The sequence below is a fragment of the Microcoleus sp. A6-C6 genome, from assembly GCF_036705955.1.
Taxonomy (GTDB): domain Bacteria; phylum Cyanobacteriota; class Cyanobacteriia; order Cyanobacteriales; family Microcoleaceae; genus Microcoleus.
The window spans coordinates 62,307-80,360 of the sequence record NZ_JAUBVR010000006.1 but is presented as its reverse complement, the minus strand read 5'-3'; the positions used below and the strand labels follow the sequence as shown (position 1 = coordinate 80,360).

Below are 18,054 nucleotides of genomic sequence, written 5' to 3'. Positions count from 1 at the left end.
ATTTGGGGGCAACGCCTGTGTCGATCGCGCTCAAACTGCTGATTTTGTTTCAGGCAAAGACTTGACATATTCGGGTAAATGTGCATTAGCGATCGCCAATTCAGACTCTTCGCTGCTCTGTTCGCCGTCAATGGGGAGCTGGCAAGAAATTAGTTCTGTGACGATGCGATCGCCCAGAACATCTTCCCAATCCTGCAATTGTTCTCTGGCTGCGATCGGGGAATTGACAGCGACATCTACACCCATTTGGTGCAGGTTAAGGCTGTGAGTGGTCGATCGGCGGTTGACAAACTCCACCAACCAAACGCTCAATCCGACTGCTGCCATCAAAGGCAACACAATCCTGTAATCGCGGGTTAATTCAAACATCAACAGAATGGCTGTCAGCGGTGCTTTGGCGCTACCGGCGAGGATGGCGGCCATGCCCACCATTGCGTAGGCAGCAGGGCCTGCAACTCGATCGCTCAATGCCGGGATCATTTCCAAAAAGATGCCGTAAGCCGAACCCAGACAAGCTCCCAAAAACATCGCCGGAGCGAATATCCCCCCCACCAAACCGCTGCCGAGGCTGATTGCTGTCACCGCTAATTTGACCAATAGCAGCAACAACAGCAAAGGTAAGGAAAATTTCACATCTTGCAGCATCGCTTCCACTGTTTCGTAGCCTACGCCCAAAACTTGAGGAAACTGCAAAGCGACTAAACCGACAATCGCGCCGCCGAGGATCGGATGAAACGGGCGGGGCAGTCGTCCGAGCCAACCAAATCCTCGGATTTTTCCTTGAAAACAGCGATCGGTAAATTGAATTGCTTCTGTATAAGCTAGGCACACAAAGCTCGCCAAAAGTCCCAATCCCATGTACAGCGGCAGTTCTAGGGGGCTACGAACATCGTAGACAGGCAAAGCAAAGGCCGGCTGAGCTCCCAAACAAATTTGAGCGATCAGCGCCGAAACGACGGCAGAGAGCAAGACAACGCTGACTGACGAAGTGGCGAAGGTGCTGCCGAGCACGACTTCTAGGGCAAAAAAGACTCCGGCGATGGGAGAGTTAAACCCGGCGGATAAACCTGCTGCTGCTCCCGCGCCGAGGAGCAAGCGCTGCCTGTCTGGGGAGAGCTGCAAGACTTGAGCTAGCAGCATTCCGAAGTTGGCGCCGATTTCGACGCTGGGGGCTTCCGGGCCGAGGGATGCGCCGGTGCCTAGGGATACTGAGGCGGCCACCATTTTGGTGATGGGTTTGAGGGGGGAGAGTTCTTGCAGACCGCGGGTGGCTGCAATTAAGGATGACATATTTGGGCCAAAATCCCGAAACCGCCAGCGCATCAGCCCGATGATGACTCCGCCCAGGGTGGGAATGCAGGCTAGTGTCCAAGGGCCTTTCGAGGCGATCGCGCCCATGAAGTCTTCCAGCATCAGGCTGTGGATGAACTGGATCAGGTAGTGAAAGGTGACGACGCCTGCGCCTGTAACTCCCCCTATGACTAGGGAGAGGATGAGCAGGAGGGTTTCCGGGCTAAGGTGCAGACGATTGAACAGCGGGCTGAGGCGGGAGGCTTCGGGAGTTTCTGCGGTTGGCTGGGGTGGCGGCAGATCCACAGGAGGGGTGGCTCTCATTTAACGGTTAATTCTTCTTTGAGAAGTTAGATAAATATTACATTTTATTTCTTAATTCTCATTTTGAGCGATTTTATGGGAATTGACAAGCTATGCGATTTTATATTTTGGATTTTAGATTTTAGATTGAAGAATTGCGAATGAATGATGAATCTGGTGCTTTAGAGCGCGAGCATATAGTTATGTTTTTTGGGGAATAATGTTAATTAAGATGTACTTTATGGCTGATTGTTTGGAACAGATGAGGGGCTTAAATGAAAAATTCAGAAACTCAGTAGATTCGATATTATTGTATGCTCACTATATTGAAAAATTGAAGACTTTTAGATTTATTCCACGACACGGTTTTTGAATTCACACAGAAAACCGCAGATGTTGGCGGATTAACGGGGATGAACGCAGATGCAATTTCAGATATTTTTGATTTTGGCAAGATGTTTATTGCATTAGAATCTAAAATCTAAAATCACTTGATTGGTTGTTGCGCGGCCGGAATTCTGGGTCTGGGTTTGGCGATCAATATTAGCGGATCGCCGATGGTGGCGACTTTCCAGGGAGGGGATTCTAGCTGACGGGCTGCGATTAAAAAGGGCGCGCCTCGTTTTAGGCGATCGACCATTATTTTAGGTGGAAGAAATGCAGATAACAAAGGTTCGTCAACGCTACCAACATATGCGTAAGCGCCATTGTCCAACCACCTGCTGGCAACGGTATTTGCATCATCTGGAGCGGATGCTGACCAACTATGAATCATGTGAATTGCTGCGGGAAATTGCAGTTTTGGTATGTCTTCAACTACAGCATCGCCGTTACCGACTTGAAATGATTTTGGATAGCCTTTGGAATTCATCAATATTAAGTCAAATGTCCACGGTTTTGATGCTAAACTACGCCACTTTTGCAGGCTAGCTTCTGGTTGCTGCACTAATTCGACATTCAAGCCTATGCTTTTTAGTTCGCTAGCGGCTGACTCCATTTCATATTTTGCCCAATTTCCTTCTTTGGGGTAACTGTCATAAAGCATGGCTGTTTCGCTATCGAGAAATATGGCACACATGGCTTGATAGATCGATCGCACTTCTTCGCCATAAATCCAGCCGGCGGCGGCCCACCGTTCGCCGTTGGGATGCCTTCCCAAACCGTCGGTAACAGCCCATTGTTCGTCTTTGTTTTTGGGGGATTGATATTTTACTGCTAGTTGGCGTACAATGGTGATTGTGTCGATCGGGTCTCCGAGTTGAGAGTAAAAATATCCGGTGGATTCGACGGCTTTTGTAACCGCTGCTTGCAGATTTTTCCACTGTGCATCATTGAGGTTATCGTTGGGTTTTCCGAAGTTACCTTCGAGAAATACTAAAGGTTGACCGCGGGCTGCTGCTAAGGCAACTGCTGCTGTACGTGCGGGGTCGTTTTCTGAAGTAATTACTACTCCTGGGGGTTCCCAGCCAAGCTCAGTCCATTTTGCTTTTAAGGTTTGAGTATCCGTGGCATTCCAGGCTGCTGCTGCGCTGTTGAACATTAATTGTCGGAGTTTTTGATTTTTTGGGAGTTGCTGTTTGATGCTCGGTAAACGGACGATTTCTTCGGGTTGGAAGCGCTCCAAAAACATCGGCGTGTATTTTTTGTCTTCGATGAGAATGGGCCAGTTTCCTTTGAGATTCCATTTTTGGATTGCTGCTAAGAATGTGGCTTCGTCTGGTACTAAAACTATGCGATTAACTGTTGGGATGTTGTCGCGGAGGATGTTGACTCGGAGGCCTGTTTGTACTGGCCAGGGTTCTTGTTTGGCTGAGGCGGGGAGTTGAAAGGATTTTTTGAAAAGGCGATCGCACCCGACACCGATTATTGCTAAGCTTGCAATCAGGGCGATCGTCAGGAATTTAAATTTTAACTGTTTTTTCCTAAGGGAAGGAAAAAAATGATTGCAAATACTAGAAATTATGCAATTTTTTTTAGACGGCGAGCGGATTTTTCTAGACATGACACAAAGAAAGATTGTAAGTGCGATCGGGATGGCGACTTTTTGGGCGATCGGCTTAGCAACTACAGGTTTAATAATTTTCGCAGCCAATGGTTCCTCAGTCAAGCATCAAGTCCGACAATTCGTTGTAGCGAGAGAATGCCGGGGGTGCAATCTTTCTGAGGCTAATTTGAGCGCTGTTTTTCTGGAAGAGGTCAATTTAGAAAATGCCAACCTCAAAGATGCCAATTTGTGGAGTGCGAATTTGCTCAATGCTAACTTGAAACAAGCAAATTTGGCTGGTGTTTACCTGATAAGCAGCAATTTGGCTGGGGCAAATTTGGAGGGAAGCAATTTAGAATATGTGTTTTTAGAGGATGCTTATTTGGGAGGGAGTAACTTAAAAAATGCTAATTTAACAGGTGCTTTTATGAAAGGTATTTTTATGGTTAATGCTGACTTGGAGGGGGCGAATTTGGAGGGGGCTAATCTGTGGATGGCTAATCTGGAAGGTGCTAATTTGCAGGGGGCTAATCTGCGGAATGCCTTGCTGTTGGATACTAATTTAGCTGGGGCGAATTTAAAGGGTGCGGTGATGCCTGATGGTAGGCGGCCGGAATGAATGTCAGTTGTCAGTTGACAGTTGTCAGTGGTCAGTTGTTAGAAGAAAGGGCGATCGCGCCTGCAACCTTCATTTCCCGTTATTGGGTGGGAGATGAAGGGGTGACTAGGTGCGATAAATCTATGGCTCTACTTCTTGTTGAAGATTAACACAAAAAAATGCCATAATTCCATCTATTAGTTTTCAGTTTTTGCTGCATCACTTCTTAATAAATAAAACTGAAATTCAAGAGCCTTCAATTCTTCTGTACCTTCTACATATTTAACATCAGTCAACAAATTATTAGCTTGCGCTTGAAGAATACGATAGGCTCCCGCTCTTTGTTTAACTGGAAATGCGTTCCCAATTGATTGAATAGCAACGATAACTCCGCCTATAATACCAGTAGCTATCTTTTTGTCTTGCTCGTCTATTCGATCCCAGGTAGATAAAAGGGTAATTATTAAAGTAAGAACGATCGTAGTAATTGTCAAACCTCCATCCCAGTTCCGATTGATTCGTCTGAGTCGAGTCATTTCTTGAGTTAATTCCTTAACTTCCTTCTCTAAGTCTTTCCTTTTGTCCTCAAGTGAAGATTGAGTTAATTCTTTAACTTCATCCTTTAAATTTTTTGTTTTTTCTGGAATTATAGATTGAGATTGCATTTTTTATTTTCCTCTAGTTTTTAAAATTGCACCAATTTGAAGGAGATGCACTTTATGCTGATAACAGTCAGTACAACAGATTTTACAAGCACGTCGTCCGGCTGCTTTAATCATCCATCTAACTCAACTTTACTTACTCTTTTCCCTGTTACGAATTTTTTTTTGAGTCTCAAGGCCAGAAGAATGTGGCATTTGATTAACCTCCTAAATAATTAAAGTTTAACTAAGTCCTAACTTAGTTCGAGTGTGGCTACCAACTATTCCATCATCTTCAATTCCAACAGAACGCTGAAAAGCTTTTACAGCCGCTTGTGTATTTTCACCAAATACACCATCAACTGCTCCTGGATTAAATCCCCGATCGCGCAATCGCTGTTGTAGTTTGATAACGGCTGAACCTGTTGAGCCAAACTTTAGATCCACAACTTGCGAATCATTTTCTAGCTCTTCTGGCGTGAATTCCAGACCTAGCTTGTCAGCAACTTGTTTTCTCAAAACAGGAAGTTGACTGTACAGCAAATCACCCGGACAATCAGTATTGCTGAAATCTCTGTGTCCTTTTATATTAAGCGGACTAATATTGCAAGAATCGCATAATGAAACGCAAAGTTCTACAAGGCTCTGCCATTGCTTTTGACCAATTTGGAAGGTCATAAAATTGCCTTCATTTTCAATACCAGGAGATTGATTGCCGTTGGCTAATTTTCCTGGGTCTTGTGCTGCATGGGCTGACTGGATACAAAACCCTTGTTTTACAGCATTTAGGGAACCGTGCCGACCTTCTAAAATTAACCCTCCAGTGGTATTTAAGAAGTTGTGTCCTGAGTCTGACCAACCACGCCCATCCATGTGAGATGTTTGAATGTTTCGCGCTAACCAAAGTGCGCCTTCAATTGTGCCTCTTGAGGCATCATTGGGAGGGTTTGGGTTGTCTGTATGATGGACGATGACATAGCGGGGAATAGTCCTTTGGAAAGGAAATTTTCCAGATTTTGGCGGTCTGGCTCCCCACGCTTCTGCTGTTACAACTTTTGCTGTAAATGGCATAAAAAATGACTCCAACTTGTTGATTTTTTAGGCTATAGCTTTGAAATAATACTCAGCGAACTGCGCGATGATATCAGCATGGTCTAGTCCATTCACTATTCTTCGAGCGTTAAAGAAATCGCGACTACCGCCCGCAATGAAATCACTCAAACCTACACCCGTAAAGCTACCATCGCGCATTCCTCGAACTAAAATGATGGCAGCAATTTCAGGGAGAGCGGCTTGTTCTGGACGATCGATCAAATTAATTCCCAGTTTTTCACTCCAGATTTGATAGTTGCGACGACCTGTAATTTGGACGAAACCTCTTCCTTTGAAGCGAGGACCATCACCGGGTTCAGTGTTCCCTAAATCTTCGCGACCTTCCAGATACCACCCATCAGATAATTCCATCATGAACCGCCCAAAGTGGGATTCATGTTCAGCAGTTGCAAAAACATAGGCAATTTGCCCCCGATCGGTGACGCCATCATTGATACATTGATTGAGGACAATAGGCAAATTTTTCTTAGCAAAGGGGCGAATTTCGGATGGGCATTGAGCAATATCTAAAATATTATCAACGCTAGAGAAGCCACCTGGCATATCCCAAATCTTGGGTGTGCGACTAACTATTGCGATATCTTCTAGCTTCACCTTCAGCAACTCAGCCCAGGTATTGCGATCGACCTTGCCTGTTACCTTTAATCCGCCTGGAACAAATGGGCTGCGATCGGCAGAGCGCATTCGTTGAAATTGCTCGACTGCTGCCTTAGTGACAGACCCAAAAAGACCGTCTATTTTGGCATCTTTTGGTAATAATCCCCAATCTTTCAAGCGTTTTTGTAGGATTTCGACATCATCAATCAGGTGAGGGGTATCAATAATCCCGTCATTGATTTGTAACTCAACTTTTTCGATCGCCATATTCAAATTTCCAAGTAGTAATAATGAATTTCTGTAGATTCGCCCTGAAAGTTTCCGGAATTTATACCGAAATTTTTAATGATTTGTGAGTTTGCGGGCCGACTATTCCATCGATCCCTAAGCCTTCGCGTTTCTGGAATATTTCAACTGCGAGTTTTGTCGCTTCGTTGAAAACCCCATTCACCTGAGAAGCATTGAGTAAACCCTTTGTTAACAGGGCTTGTTGCACTTTTCGCACATCTTCACCATTCATTGGCGGAGTTATCAGCTTGAGAAGTCTTGCTATTGCAAAACCGTTGGCGGGCGATCGATCCAAACGTGCGGCAGTTTCAGGCCCGTAGTCACCATCTTCATCAATGAAATCCTGGGGATTGTGTTTGTTCCAAAGAATCTGAAAAGCTTGGACTCCAATGTCTCCAATGTCATCTCGAACACCTCCACCCATGTAGGTGAAATGCACCGGATCGGAATCACCAAACCACTGCCAGTCTTCTGCTTCCAAAGCATGTATCCATGCTTCAAAATCCGGGGTATCAATAGCAAAACCATCTTCATGGTTACTCTTTCCCGGTGTTGCAGCTATACTTACGCATTGAGAACCTTGCCAACTGAATAAAATATGTTGTTGGACAACAGTCCGATAGGCCGAATTAAGTCTGAGTGTTTTTCCTCTTTTTTTAATCGCACGTCGCAAGGCATCTTTTGCCTTGGGTTGTAAAAAAAAATTAACTGTTGCGTCGTCACCTGACACGTCCAAATCATCAAAGCTAACTAGCACATTGGGAATAAGCAGGTTCATTTCATCAATGACTTGAAGGCTAAGTTTCTTCACCGATTCTGTACTACAAGTACCATTTGCATGAGTTTGAATAATGTTTTTAACTGTTGCCATGAGTGTTATCAAATCAACTAACTCTTAAAGAATAACCAAACCCGATCGCCCTGCCGGTGAGAAAAAGTGACAGGCTTTTGTAAACTTACGTAAATTCCCTTAATCGATTTGAGATTTGAGATACTTCGGCTTCGCTCAGCACAAGTTTTAGATTGTGGAATTAACCTCATCCCAAATCCTGATTAAATACCCCCCTTATTTCTTAGTAGGTGAAGACCGAATTCGTTTGTATAAATGCGGTTTCAACCGCCGAGTATAAAAGGGACTACCTTGCGGTTAATTTAATAAATTTGTTTTCTATCCTGAAAAACAACCCCCATTCAGAATATTCGGTAAATATACTGAATAAATCAACCTGACAATTTATGAAAGGACAAGAGGCGATCGCCCTAATCGACATTTTGTTACAATCCGCAAACAAAAAGCAAAAACTCAATGACGTTCAATCCCTCGTCTTTCTGGAAACTTGGGAAGGACATTCTTATCAAGAGATAGCCGATCGCTTGCTTTACGAACACGATTATATTAAACAAGTCGGTTCGCATTTGTGGCAAAATCTCTCTCAAATCATCGGTGAAAAAGTCTCAAAACAAAATCTTCAAGCAGTCTTGCGCCGCTACCAGCATCGCAGCGTACCAGATAACTGCATCCAAGATTGGGGAGAAGCGATCGATATTTCTTCTTTTTACAACCGCCAACAGGAACTCGAAACATTAGAAACTTGGATTAGCGGCAATTCTACCCGTGCGATCGGTATTTTTGGAATTGGCGGTATCGGCAAAACTTCTCTGTCTGTCAAACTCGCTCAGCAAATTCAATCTCAATTTAAATTTGTGATTTGGCGCAGTTTGCTGCAAGCACCGCGATTAGATGTTATCCTCAGCAATATTTTACCGATTTTAACTAATTCATCGGCGACAAATAACTCTATTTCTGCTCTCATGGAACAGTTGCGGCAAAAACGCTGTTTGTTAATTCTCGACAACTTGGAGTCGATTTTGCAAGGGGGAAATCGCAGCGGACAATACCAACAAGGCTATGAAGATTACGGACTGTTAATTGCCCGCATTGCTGACGAATCGCACCAAAGTTGTTTGATTTTAACCGGGCGAGAACAACCGGGCGGGTTCGCTGTGCGATCGGGCGAAAATTTGCCCGTGCGATCGCTCAAACTCTTCGGCCTTTCACCGCCTGTATGCCAGCAAATCTTCGCCGATAAAGGATTAAACGCAACGCTACTACAAAGTAGAGATATTGTCAACTACTTTGGTGGCAATCCCCTGGCTATAAAACTTGCAGCCACGACTATTCAAACACTTTTTGGCGGTGATATTCAGGCATTTTTATTGCAAGGAAATACTGTTTTTAGCGATTTGTGGGATTTGCTCGATCGCCAGTTCGATCGCCTGTCCCCCCTGCAACAACAAATCATGTACTGGTTGGCCATTAACCAAGAAGCGGCGACTCCTGCGAAGCTAAAAGCTGAAATTTGGCCCAAAGTTTCGGGACGGCAACTAATGGAAGCATTGGAGGCGCTGGCGGGGCGATCGCTCATCGAAGATCGGCGATCGCTCAATGATAGCGCACCAACAACTTTAATGCTACAGCCTGCGATCGTCGAATATATCATAGAACGCTTGATTCAAACCGCAATCTAAAACTTTTAATAAATTCCGGGAATTAGTTTTTTTACTCGCTGGCGGTAATCTGAATAGTCGGGATATTTTTCACTCAACCAGGTTTCTTCACGATTGGCTTTGATATCAAAAAATATCAATAAAATTGCAGTGGCGATTAAGTGCGATATGCTCATTTGAAAAATTGTCCAACCGCAAGCTGCTAAAATTAAGCCGCTGTATAATGGATGCCGCACTATTCCGTAAATGCCTGTTTGGATTAATTCTCCGTTTTCTATGGGATAGGGTAAAGGTGTGAGGTTTTTTCCTAAGTCTATCAATCCTTTGACGATTAAAATTAATGCACCCAAACCGAGCATAACTGCCAGAAACCAGGTAACATAAATTAATTGAGTTGATTGTATTTTGAATCCAGGTATTTGATAAACTGGTAAAATGGCAAATCCTGCTAGTAATGCTCCTTGCAGCAATACTAAATATTCGCCGCGGCTGTTCTGGCGCAAGCCTTCGCGGGTAAAACCCCAGTCAGTTAATAGTTGTTTCATAGTAAAAAGAAGGAAGAAGGAAGAAGGAAGTTCGGCAACGGATTCTGTAACGGATGTAACGGATGTAACGGATGTCAGGAAGAAGGAAGGAGGGAAGAGGGGAGAGGGAAGAAGGAAGGAGGGAGAAGGAAGAGGGGAGAAGAATGTGAACTGTAGGTTGGGTAGAGTGAAGTAAAACCCAACCTACGGCGAACAGTCAACAGCGAACAGTCAACAGTCAACAGTCAACAGTCAACAAATCTATTCTAGCCAGGGACGTGTCATTAGTTCTAGTTGGTTGACTTCATCTTGGCTTAAAGTCCAGCCTAATGCGCCTGCGTTTTCTTCGGCTTGTTTTGCAGTTTTGGCGCCGGGAATGGGGATGACTCCGTTTTGGGCTATTAACCAGTTTAGGGCAACTTGGGCGGGCGTGCGATCGCGCTTTCTACCCATTTTCCGCAAGGTGGACATGACTAATTCGATTTTCTCAATCCCGGCTTTGCTGAAGCGGGAGTCCATTTTGCGGGCTCCTGTCGGTTGTTCTTGGGCGGTGTATTTGCCTGTCAGCAATCCTTGGGCTAAGGGGCTGTAAGCTAAAATTGTTACTCCCAATTCCGAGGCTGCAGTGACAATTTTTTGTTTTTCTACTTGCCTAGATAGCAATGAGTAACGGACTTGATTTGTTGCTAGGGGAACGCCTCTGGCTGCTAATATTTTGTGGGCTTCGCGCATCTGTTCTTCTGAATAGTTGCTGACTCCTACTGCTTGGATTCTGCCTTTTTTTACTTCATCTGCTAAGGCGTTCATCAGGGTTTCTTGACTCAGCAAAAAACTGAAGGGCCAGTGCACTTGATAGAGGGCTATTTGTTCTACTTGCAAGCGTTTTAAGCTGGCACTCAAGGCGTCGGAAACTGATTTTCCGGTAATCCGCCAAGGTACGGGGCCGAATTTGGTGGCTATTTGCACGGGTTGGCTGGTTTTTTTGATAAATTGTCCCAGCAATTCTTCTGACAAGCCGTTACCGTAGACTTCGGCTGTGTCGAAAAAGTTTACTCCGCTGTCTAGGGATGTTTTGAATGCTGTTTCTACTTCGGCGGCACCGTAGTTGCTGCCGTAGTTCCAAAATAGTTTGTCGCCCCACGCCCAAGTTCCGACGCACAGGGGAATGACGGCTGGGCCGTTTTGTCCTAGGGTAATGGTTGTCACGGTTGGTAAATCCACAATTCTTTATTGTCTATTATTTTTATATAAATAATCGCTTTTGAGCTTCTAGCTGGAGGAGGAAAAGCGGCTGGTGGCGATATAAGCTGTTGTGCATCCCAATTCTGTATGGTGATTGAGGGGGAGACGGGGAGAGGGGGAGAGGGGGAGACGATTTTTAATCGATCGTCGAAATATACAATTTAAATGCAACACAGCTTATCATACCATTTGAGATTTGAGATTTTAAATTTTAGATTGGGAATAAATAATTGTGTCTGGGTTGGCAGCACGGGCGTACAGTTGCATTATTTTTTTAACTGGTATCAGTTACGATGAATGCTGATGCTGTGTTTATTTTGAATAGTTATGTCGATCGACCGTTTGCCAGATTCTAGATTAACAGATTCCGCGACTGCGGCCCAAAAGCGGGTTAATTTGCTGACTATGTTCCGGCTGGGTTTGTTTCAGATGGGGCTGGGCATGATGTCGATTTTGACCCTGGGGGTGCTCAATCGCGTCATGATTAAGGAGTTGGCGATTCCGGCTACTGTGGTGGCGGGTACTCTGGCGATGCACCAGTTTGTGGCGCCGGCTAGGGTGTGGTTCGGGCAAATGTCGGATGCTAAGCCTTTGTTTGGGCATCACCGCACGGGTTACGTGTGGGTAGGAAGTGTTTTGTTTGTAATTTCGGCTTTTTTGGCGGTGCAGGTGATGTGGCGCTTGGGAGCTAGTTTGGATGCTGTGGGATGGACGACTCCGACTTACGGTTGGGTGGGTTTGTTGGGTTTGATTTTTGCAGTTTACGGTATCGCGATTTGTTCGAGCTCGACTCCTTTTGCTGCTTTGTTGGTGGATGTTTCCGATGAGGAGGATCGATCGAAGTTGGTGGGTGTGGTGTGGTCGATGCTGATGGTTGGTATTATTATCGGGGCGATTGTCAGCAGCGGTTTGCTGAAGCAGATTGATGGGGATGTACCGCGAGAAGTTTTGCAGGCTTCGATTAATGGTTTGTTTGTGAAAGTACCGGCGGTGGTTTTGCTGTTGGTGGGGATTGCGACTTTTGGGGTTGAGAAAAAGTATTCGCGTTACGGGGCGCGATCGCTCGCAGTGAATCGAGAAGATAAAATTACTTTGGGAAGTGCGCTGCGAATTTTGACTGCTAGCCGTCAAACCGGTTTATTTTTTACTTTCCTGCTGGTGATGACGATTTGTTTGTTCATGCAGGATGCGGTTTTGGAACCCTACGGCGGGGAAATTTTTAAGATGCCGATTTCGGAAACTACGCGGTTGAATGCTATTTACGGTACTGGTGTGCTTTTAGGTTTGGGAACCACTGGTTTTTTTATTGTGCCGCGCATCGGCAAGCAAAATACAATTAGGTTGGGTTGTTTGTCGGTGGCTGCTTGTTTTGGTTTGATTATTTTATCGGGATTTACTGGTAATCCAATTGTGTTTAAGTCGGCTTTGATGTGTTTCGGATTAGCTTCAGGAATTACGACGACGGGCGCGCTGAGTTTGATGTTGGATTTGACTGCTGCGGAAACGGCTGGGACTTTCATTGGCGCTTGGGGTTTGTCGCAAGCGATGGCGCGGGGTGTGGCGACGGTTAGCGGCGGTGCTATTTTGGATTTTGGCAGGAGTTTGTTTGGAGTGCCGATGTTGGCTTACGGGTTAGTTTTTGCTGTGCCGGCGGTGGGTATGATTCTGGCTGTTTGGCTATTGAGTAGGGTGGATGTTGCCGAGTTTCAGGATAATGCTAAAAGTGCGATCGCCACTATTCTTGAAAATGAATTAGACTAAGGTTTAGTCATTAGTCATTAGTCAGTAGTCATTAGTCAGTAGTCATTGGGAATGGGAATTGGTAATTCGATAATTCTCTCCCCCTCTCCCCCTCTCCCCCTCTCCCCCTCTCCCCCTCTCCCCAACCTCTCCCTTAATTGTTAGTGAAATGAAAGATTTTTGGAACTCTATTTTAACTTTTTCTCAAACTACTGTCAAGACAATCGGACAGCAGTTTTTGAAAGATTTCGGTTCTGCACAAGCGGATGAAAAGGATGATGGCACTTTGGTTACGCAATCTGACAATTGGGCGGATGCGGAAATTAGAAGTGCGATCGCAATTGCGTTTCCCAATCACGGAATATTGAGCGAGGAAGGAGAACACGTTTTCCCTGATACTGAATGGTGTTGGGTTGTCGATCCTTTGGATGCTACCACTAATTTTGCTCGCGGAATTCCGATTTGGGGGATTTCTTTGGGTTTATTGTATCGCGGAACTCCGGTTTTTGGCTGTGTGCATTTGCCGCTGCTGAATCAAACTTTTCACGGTTTTTATGCAGAGGATTTGGCGGGCGATAATGTATTGACAAATATGCCTCAAGGTGCATTTTTAAATGGTAAGCAGATTCGCCCAAGTGCTGATAAAATGAGCGGAAATCATATTTTTAATTTGTGTTCGCGGAGTGTGGGAATTGGGCCTCATCTTCCGAGTAAAATTCGGATGTTGGGTATGGCTAGTTACAATTTTTTGATGGTGGCTTCTGGTGCGGCTATGGGAGGGGTGGAAGCAACTCCGAAAATTTGGGATATTGCCGGGAGTTGGGTAATTGTGAAGGCTGCTGGTGCGGTTTGGCTACCGCTGGAGTCCCAGGCAATTTTTCCGCTGGAAGTGGGGAAGAATTACGGGAGGGTTTCTTTTCCCACTTTGGTGATGAATCGGCAGGAGTTGGTGTCGGTGTTTTTGCCGTTTGTGGAAGCTTGGAAGAAGAAAAAAATGGGCTGATATTAATCTCGCCTCGAATTGAATTGGTTTGTAGTGAGGACTTTAGTTCGCAAGAAAGAAGGACTAAAGTTCTCACTACGAACCTGTTTTATCCTAGTGTAGGGATGCACAATCGGACAATTTTAAATAAAACTGCATGGCAGGTGTGACGGAGGAGTCTCCCACGCCTGCCGTGCGGTTTGTAACAAGTATAACCGACCGATGACCGATGGTTAAATTATGCTTGTTCTGGTGTATTTCTGCCAATGTGCGATCGGGTGGTTTTCTTTAGGTCGATCGGGTGATGCGGTACTGGTAAAATTTGTGGTAAGTCTGATTCTCCATTTCGCAATCTTTGGGTAACATTCAACTTAAGAAACACCAAAATAATCTTTGAGAAAACACAAAACAGCATTACAAAAAGGCTGGTATCGCCCTTGTGCATTCATTTGTTGACAAACTTGAGCTAATAATTCTGCCTCTTCCTGTGTTATTCCTTCCAGTGCTTCAAATGCTTGCTTTCGTCCCTCTGTTAAGTCATAATGATTGAGTCCCAAAACTTTAATGGTTGTTTGAGCATCTTTTTGATGAGCTAAATTATTTGCAGTTGGCAGTATCTCACCAGTGCTAGAGTAATTAAAAAATTCTTCACAGTTGGCTTGTAGTGGCGAAACCCCGATCGCAATATTCTGCTTCTTATTCCCACAATACTCAGGCCAATCTCGATCTCTGCCACAAGAAGCTAGCATATTTGTGTAATCAACAGATAATTCTGAATCAGTCTTGCTCTGAGGGGCTAAATGTTCAATATGGCTATTGCTTTGCTCAACTTTCTTACAGCAGTAGCAGCAAATATAGCCTTGTTCACTTAGCAAAGAAATGTGTACCGATCCTTTCTCAGGATTGGAAAAAGTTTTGTAACCATAATTGACACCAAGAGACTTTTGTGTAGCCTTCCAGTCCGAAAAATCTTGAGGTTCTTTTCCCTTTTTAATATATTTCATTTATTGAGAATTTCCTTGCGTTGAATTAGCCAATCTGCTCTCACAAATTCAGGATCTTCTTCTCCCATTCTGTGTGCTAATTCTTGGCGCAATCGCCGTGCGTTGTCAAGTTCACCCTTGTCTATGAAGCGAAACAGTTCACGTAAAGATTCCTGAATTTCCTGCGGACGTTCAGGGGTACCCATGAGCGTTTCTAAAATCCGATTGCTATCTTTCCCATAGGATGGTATTCGCTCAATCGCAATTCCTTCAGATGTTGACCTCAAAAGATGAACCCATTTGAGATCGCTGATTACCTGTGGCGAATGAGTGGTAATGATAAACTGGCAATTTGGGAAGGTTTTTGCCAGATTCGGAATAATCGCCCGTTGCCATTTTGGGTGCAAGTGGAGCTCAATCTCGTCAATCAAAACAACGCCGAAACCCTGAAGTGGATTGCAATCTGGATGCGGATTTGCGATCGCCAAACGCCTTGCTAAATCTCCTGCCAGTGCTAACAAGCATTTTTCACCATCGGATAGTTGATTGATGATAAGTTCATCGCCTTGTTTGTCCACAGTCATTCGCAAAGGCGATCGCCGAATCCGTAAATTTGAGAAGCCGTTTAGTAAGTTAGCTATAGCATCTCTGACTGCTTCTAATTGGCGATCGCGATACTCATTAAAACTATTTAGTCGTAATTCGTTTTCTAAATCTTCCCGATCCCTAAACCATTCAAAAAAGCGCCTAAAGTCGATCTGCCCTCCCGTGAGTACCTCGTCATAAGCAGTTATTTGCTGAAACGAATGTTTCGTCCTAATCTTCAAAGGAATATCAAGTACAGCGCGGTTAGTTGGGTAGTAAACAGCTAGAGGTAATGCTACGTTGGAAGTAGTATCTAACTCATTGTGTATGTTGTCAACAACATTTTTTAACTCCGCAAGGTTGCTGCTAGTATCTTTGCTTCGCCCTTTAGTGACATGAGTTAAAGACCATGCTAATTCCTGCCCATCGTTGATTGAAATTGTAATTTCGTTGTGAGTTTCTTTCCCTCCTTTTTTGATGTCATCGTCGTTGAAAAATCGTCCAGAACTATTGGGGTTTTGAATTCGCTTTGTCAGCCAGGACAGCAGAATAGCTAGACAATCAAGTATGCTCGATTTTCCCACACCGTTGATACCGATGAACACAGTCGGCTCATCTCTATCAAACTCCAGGATCAAATCGCTGAAGCCTCGGAATGAGTTCATTTTTAGACGCTTGACTTTCACTATTGGTTCTTGTTCTGGCTGAGTAGGTTATATTTTTGAGATTATATCAAATCAATACTGCCAAATATAGTCAACAATAGACAATATTGTCAAATTAGTAAACTATCTTAAAATTATCTGCGTTGCATCTGTGTTAATCTTCCTTGAAGGATCGGTTGATCGGCTCAACCAAAGATTTATGCAACCGGTTCTGCGTTACCAGGCGCTTTGTGCCTGGTAACGAGTAAAATCGCCTTATGCGATTAATTTAGACAGGATATTAGACAACTTAGCACCGAGATTCTCAACAGAGTCCTGCTGTTTGGGATCTTTCATCGTACCGTCAGCATTAAATGCTTCAAAAGCTTGAGAAATTGCTTTCTGATCCGGGAGGACAAACACGTTAATATTCCCCAGGATCGATCGCAAATGCACCAATCCCCGCAAACCACCAAGTCCGCCTGGGGAAGCGCTCATAATTACCGCTACTTTGCCCGTAAATGCCACCAATCCCGGTTCACCCGGTGCTGGGCGCGATACCCAGTCGATCGCATTTTTCAACACAGCCGTAATCGAACTGTTATATTCAGGGGAAGCTATCAAAAACCCGTCATGAGCTACCATCAACTCCTTTAACTTCCGGGCATTTTCTGGGATTCCCTTGGCTTCCAAATCTTCGTCAAATATTGGCAATGGCAAATCGCGCAAATCTACATAAGTAACTTCCGCGCCCGCCGCCCTAGCCCCAGCCGCCGCAACTTTTACCAGCAGTTTGTTGTAGGATGCTTCGCGGGTACTTCCGGCAAATGCAAGTATTTTTGGTCTGTTTATCATTGACTTTTCCCGATTATTGCTTGCGAGTAAAATTGTACTATTCCGAGTGCTTCCAAACAAAGTCAGCAATGGGTTTGTCTGCGGACAAAGGAGTATCTGTGGGCGAACTGAATACAACGGATCGCATTTTCACCTTCCCGACTCCCAAACGTCTCTCGACACGGCTGGGAATTCCGTAACCGAACATAATATGTCCTGTCCCCGCCAACACCACAACTTGATAATCGGGGTTAGCTTTGACAAATTTAGCTATACTTTCCGCCATAGTTTCGTCCCACAAAACTTGAGCTTGCAAAAATCTTTCAAAGGCTGTACTATTTCCCTGTGCTGCCTTTTGGTGCTGCTGGTAAACTTCGAGCAGCATTTGTCGATATTCGGCGTTGTCGGTGCGAATTTCGGAAATTGGCGGAATGTGCTGTTTGTCCTCTGCTGTGAGGCTTTCTAGACCTTGAGTGGCAACTTTTCTCGTGACTTCTGACGGGGTATTTAAGGCGAGGACTGGCAGTTGTTTTAATGCGGCAAACTGCAACAATGGGGCGTAATATTCCCAGGGAAAGCGCCATCTGCGATCGTACTCTGTTTGCTCGATTAATTGCTGTTCTGTCAGTTTACCTGCTAAGTAGTTGTCGATCGCACTTTGGAACGGACGCTGAAACATCTCCATTGCGATCGCAATTTTACGATTTTGCCGCTGCATTTCTCGAATAATTTGCAGTTGAGCTTGGTGGTCTGCCGCGCTATCGTGAGTTTCTCCCAGATACACAATTTTCGCCTTCACCAACTGTTGCAGAATCTCTTGGTTAGTGTAAGTTTGCTGCGATTGAGGCTTCACAGTCGGTTCTGCTGTCGCTATCACATTGCTACACAGCAGGAAAATGCTCAGCGATAAAACACACAGTTTGATGAGTTTGGTTGTTTTCATAAAAATATTATGCCTGTTTCTCGCAGCAGCAGCCACAGCCGAACTTTAGGATTTTAGCTGGGCATCCACAAAGCTCGATGCTTCATTTAACTTTACAATTATCCGCAATTATCTACGCCCCTAGAGGGTTGTCTTCCCTCTTCCTTTTTCCTTCTTCCCTCTTCCTTCTTCCCTCTTCCTTCTTCATTCTTTTGTAAAGTTTAGTTGCAGGTGCTTGCGCTTCTAGAAAAAGGTGCTAAATTAATAATATGAAGC

General features: G+C 44.7%; 19 protein-coding genes. 6 read left to right on the top strand and 13 right to left on the bottom strand.

The window, feature by feature from the left end; genetic code table 11:
- Window positions 1-30: 30 nt before the first annotated feature.
- Window positions 31-1,614 carry a chloride channel protein gene (locus tag QUB52_RS04665; RefSeq protein WP_332975381.1) on the bottom strand — a complete coding sequence of 528 codons (1,584 nt, stop codon included), beginning with the start codon at window positions 1,612-1,614 and terminating at the stop codon, window positions 31-33.
- A gap of 466 nt (window positions 1,615-2,080) precedes the next feature.
- Window positions 2,081-3,595, bottom strand: a complete 1,515-nt coding sequence (locus QUB52_RS04660) for a hypothetical protein (protein WP_332975382.1) — start codon at window positions 3,593-3,595, stop codon at window positions 2,081-2,083.
- On the opposite strand from QUB52_RS04660, the gene QUB52_RS04655 reads away from it, so the two are divergent.
- Window positions 3,594-4,196, top strand: a complete 603-nt coding sequence (locus QUB52_RS04655; protein WP_332975383.1) for a pentapeptide repeat-containing protein — start codon at window positions 3,594-3,596, stop codon at window positions 4,194-4,196. The genes QUB52_RS04660 and QUB52_RS04655 overlap by 2 nt on opposite strands.
- Window positions 4,193-4,345, top strand: coding sequence for a hypothetical protein (locus QUB52_RS04650; RefSeq protein ID WP_332975384.1), 153 nt, complete (start codon window positions 4,193-4,195; stop codon window positions 4,343-4,345). The genes QUB52_RS04655 and QUB52_RS04650 overlap by 4 nt, the downstream gene beginning before the upstream one ends.
- Window positions 4,346-4,372: 27 nt before the next feature.
- Here the strand turns inward: QUB52_RS04650 and QUB52_RS04645 are convergent, their stop codons facing one another.
- From QUB52_RS04645 to QUB52_RS04630, 4 genes are all read right to left on the bottom strand, one after another.
- Window positions 4,373-4,840 carry a hypothetical protein gene (locus QUB52_RS04645; RefSeq protein ID WP_332975385.1) on the bottom strand — a complete coding sequence of 156 codons (468 nt, stop codon included), beginning with the start codon at window positions 4,838-4,840 and terminating at the stop codon, window positions 4,373-4,375.
- 219 nt (window positions 4,841-5,059) lie between these two features.
- Window positions 5,060-5,902, bottom strand: a complete 843-nt coding sequence (locus QUB52_RS04640) for a peptidoglycan recognition protein family protein (protein WP_332975386.1) — start codon at window positions 5,900-5,902, stop codon at window positions 5,060-5,062.
- 12 nt (window positions 5,903-5,914) lie between these two features.
- On the bottom strand, window positions 5,915-6,793 hold the full coding sequence (locus tag QUB52_RS04635; protein WP_332975387.1) for a peptidoglycan-binding protein: 879 nt from the start codon (window positions 6,791-6,793) through the stop codon (window positions 5,915-5,917).
- A 61-nt stretch (window positions 6,794-6,854) separates the two neighbouring features.
- A complete protein-coding gene (locus QUB52_RS04630; RefSeq protein WP_332975388.1) occupies window positions 6,855-7,685 on the bottom strand; it encodes a peptidoglycan-binding protein in 831 nt (276 codons plus the stop codon).
- 365 nt (window positions 7,686-8,050) lie between these two features.
- On the opposite strand from QUB52_RS04630, the gene QUB52_RS04625 reads away from it, so the two are divergent.
- On the top strand, window positions 8,051-9,343 hold the full coding sequence (locus tag QUB52_RS04625; protein ID WP_332975389.1) for an NB-ARC domain-containing protein: 1,293 nt from the start codon (window positions 8,051-8,053) through the stop codon (window positions 9,341-9,343).
- Between the two features lie 5 nt (window positions 9,344-9,348).
- On the opposite strand, the gene QUB52_RS04620 is transcribed toward QUB52_RS04625, so the two are convergent.
- Window positions 9,349-9,867 (bottom strand): methyltransferase family protein, encoded by a 519-nt coding sequence (locus tag QUB52_RS04620; RefSeq protein WP_332975390.1) that lies wholly within the window; start codon window positions 9,865-9,867, stop codon window positions 9,349-9,351.
- Between QUB52_RS04620 and QUB52_RS04615 the strand changes: the two genes are divergently transcribed.
- Window positions 9,859-10,023 (top strand): hypothetical protein, encoded by a 165-nt coding sequence (locus QUB52_RS04615; protein ID WP_332975391.1) that lies wholly within the window; start codon window positions 9,859-9,861, stop codon window positions 10,021-10,023. The two genes, QUB52_RS04620 and QUB52_RS04615, sit on opposite strands and share 9 nt — an antisense overlap.
- Window positions 10,024-10,107: 84 nt before the next feature.
- On the opposite strand, the gene QUB52_RS04610 is transcribed toward QUB52_RS04615, so the two are convergent.
- Window positions 10,108-11,052 (bottom strand): aldo/keto reductase, encoded by a 945-nt coding sequence (locus tag QUB52_RS04610; protein ID WP_332975393.1) that lies wholly within the window; start codon window positions 11,050-11,052, stop codon window positions 10,108-10,110.
- A 363-nt stretch (window positions 11,053-11,415) separates the two neighbouring features.
- On the opposite strand from QUB52_RS04610, the gene QUB52_RS04605 reads away from it, so the two are divergent.
- Both QUB52_RS04605 and QUB52_RS04600 read left to right on the top strand, forming a co-directional pair.
- A complete protein-coding gene (locus QUB52_RS04605) occupies window positions 11,416-12,849 on the top strand; it encodes a BCD family MFS transporter (RefSeq protein ID WP_332975392.1) in 1,434 nt (477 codons plus the stop codon).
- A gap of 148 nt (window positions 12,850-12,997) precedes the next feature.
- The gene (locus QUB52_RS04600; RefSeq protein WP_332973855.1) at window positions 12,998-13,831 is read left to right on the top strand and encodes an inositol monophosphatase family protein; all 834 of its coding nucleotides are present in this window, start codon (window positions 12,998-13,000) and stop codon (window positions 13,829-13,831) included.
- Between the two features lie 217 nt (window positions 13,832-14,048).
- On the opposite strand, the gene QUB52_RS04595 is transcribed toward QUB52_RS04600, so the two are convergent.
- The 5 genes from QUB52_RS04595 to QUB52_RS04575 all read right to left on the bottom strand — a co-directional run bounded on the left by QUB52_RS04595 (window position 14,049) and on the right by QUB52_RS04575 (window position 17,799).
- Window positions 14,049-14,180 carry a hypothetical protein gene (locus QUB52_RS04595; protein WP_332973812.1) on the bottom strand — a complete coding sequence of 44 codons (132 nt, stop codon included), beginning with the start codon at window positions 14,178-14,180 and terminating at the stop codon, window positions 14,049-14,051.
- 1 nt (window position 14,181) lies between these two features.
- On the bottom strand, window positions 14,182-14,814 hold the full coding sequence (locus QUB52_RS04590; protein WP_332973813.1) for a retron system putative HNH endonuclease: 633 nt from the start codon (window positions 14,812-14,814) through the stop codon (window positions 14,182-14,184).
- The gene (locus QUB52_RS04585) at window positions 14,811-16,064 is read right to left on the bottom strand and encodes an AAA family ATPase (RefSeq protein ID WP_332973815.1); all 1,254 of its coding nucleotides are present in this window, start codon (window positions 16,062-16,064) and stop codon (window positions 14,811-14,813) included. Before QUB52_RS04585 ends, QUB52_RS04590 begins: the two co-directional genes overlap by 4 nt.
- A 234-nt stretch (window positions 16,065-16,298) precedes the next feature.
- Window positions 16,299-16,877, bottom strand: coding sequence for an NADPH-dependent FMN reductase (locus QUB52_RS04580; RefSeq protein ID WP_265234992.1), 579 nt, complete (start codon window positions 16,875-16,877; stop codon window positions 16,299-16,301).
- Between the two features lie 37 nt (window positions 16,878-16,914).
- Window positions 16,915-17,799, bottom strand: coding sequence for a ChaN family lipoprotein (locus QUB52_RS04575; protein ID WP_332973818.1), 885 nt, complete (start codon window positions 17,797-17,799; stop codon window positions 16,915-16,917).
- Between the last annotated feature and the right edge of the window lie 255 nt (window positions 17,800-18,054).

Coding starts and splice junctions, on each gene's coding strand:
- QUB52_RS04600 (WP_332973855.1), top strand. CDS start 12,998: ATGAAAGATTTTTGGAACTCTATTTTAACTTTTTCTCAAACTACTGTC.
- QUB52_RS04605 (WP_332975392.1), top strand. CDS start 11,416: ATGTCGATCGACCGTTTGCCAGATTCTAGATTAACAGATTCCGCGACT.
- QUB52_RS04575 (WP_332973818.1), bottom strand. CDS start 17,799: ATGAAAACAACCAAACTCATCAAACTGTGTGTTTTATCGCTGAGCATT.
- QUB52_RS04635 (WP_332975387.1), bottom strand. CDS start 6,793: ATGGCGATCGAAAAAGTTGAGTTACAAATCAATGACGGGATTATTGAT.
- QUB52_RS04630 (WP_332975388.1), bottom strand. CDS start 7,685: ATGGCAACAGTTAAAAACATTATTCAAACTCATGCAAATGGTACTTGT.
- QUB52_RS04580 (WP_265234992.1), bottom strand. CDS start 16,877: ATGATAAACAGACCAAAAATACTTGCATTTGCCGGAAGTACCCGCGAA.
- QUB52_RS04660 (WP_332975382.1), bottom strand. CDS start 3,595: ATGTCTAGAAAAATCCGCTCGCCGTCTAAAAAAAATTGCATAATTTCT.
- QUB52_RS04620 (WP_332975390.1), bottom strand. CDS start 9,867: ATGAAACAACTATTAACTGACTGGGGTTTTACCCGCGAAGGCTTGCGC.
- QUB52_RS04655 (WP_332975383.1), top strand. CDS start 3,594: ATGACACAAAGAAAGATTGTAAGTGCGATCGGGATGGCGACTTTTTGG.
- QUB52_RS04645 (WP_332975385.1), bottom strand. CDS start 4,840: ATGCAATCTCAATCTATAATTCCAGAAAAAACAAAAAATTTAAAGGAT.
- QUB52_RS04625 (WP_332975389.1), top strand. CDS start 8,051: ATGAAAGGACAAGAGGCGATCGCCCTAATCGACATTTTGTTACAATCC.
- QUB52_RS04650 (WP_332975384.1), top strand. CDS start 4,193: ATGAATGTCAGTTGTCAGTTGACAGTTGTCAGTGGTCAGTTGTTAGAA.
- QUB52_RS04590 (WP_332973813.1), bottom strand. CDS start 14,814: ATGAAATATATTAAAAAGGGAAAAGAACCTCAAGATTTTTCGGACTGG.
- QUB52_RS04665 (WP_332975381.1), bottom strand. CDS start 1,614: ATGAGAGCCACCCCTCCTGTGGATCTGCCGCCACCCCAGCCAACCGCA.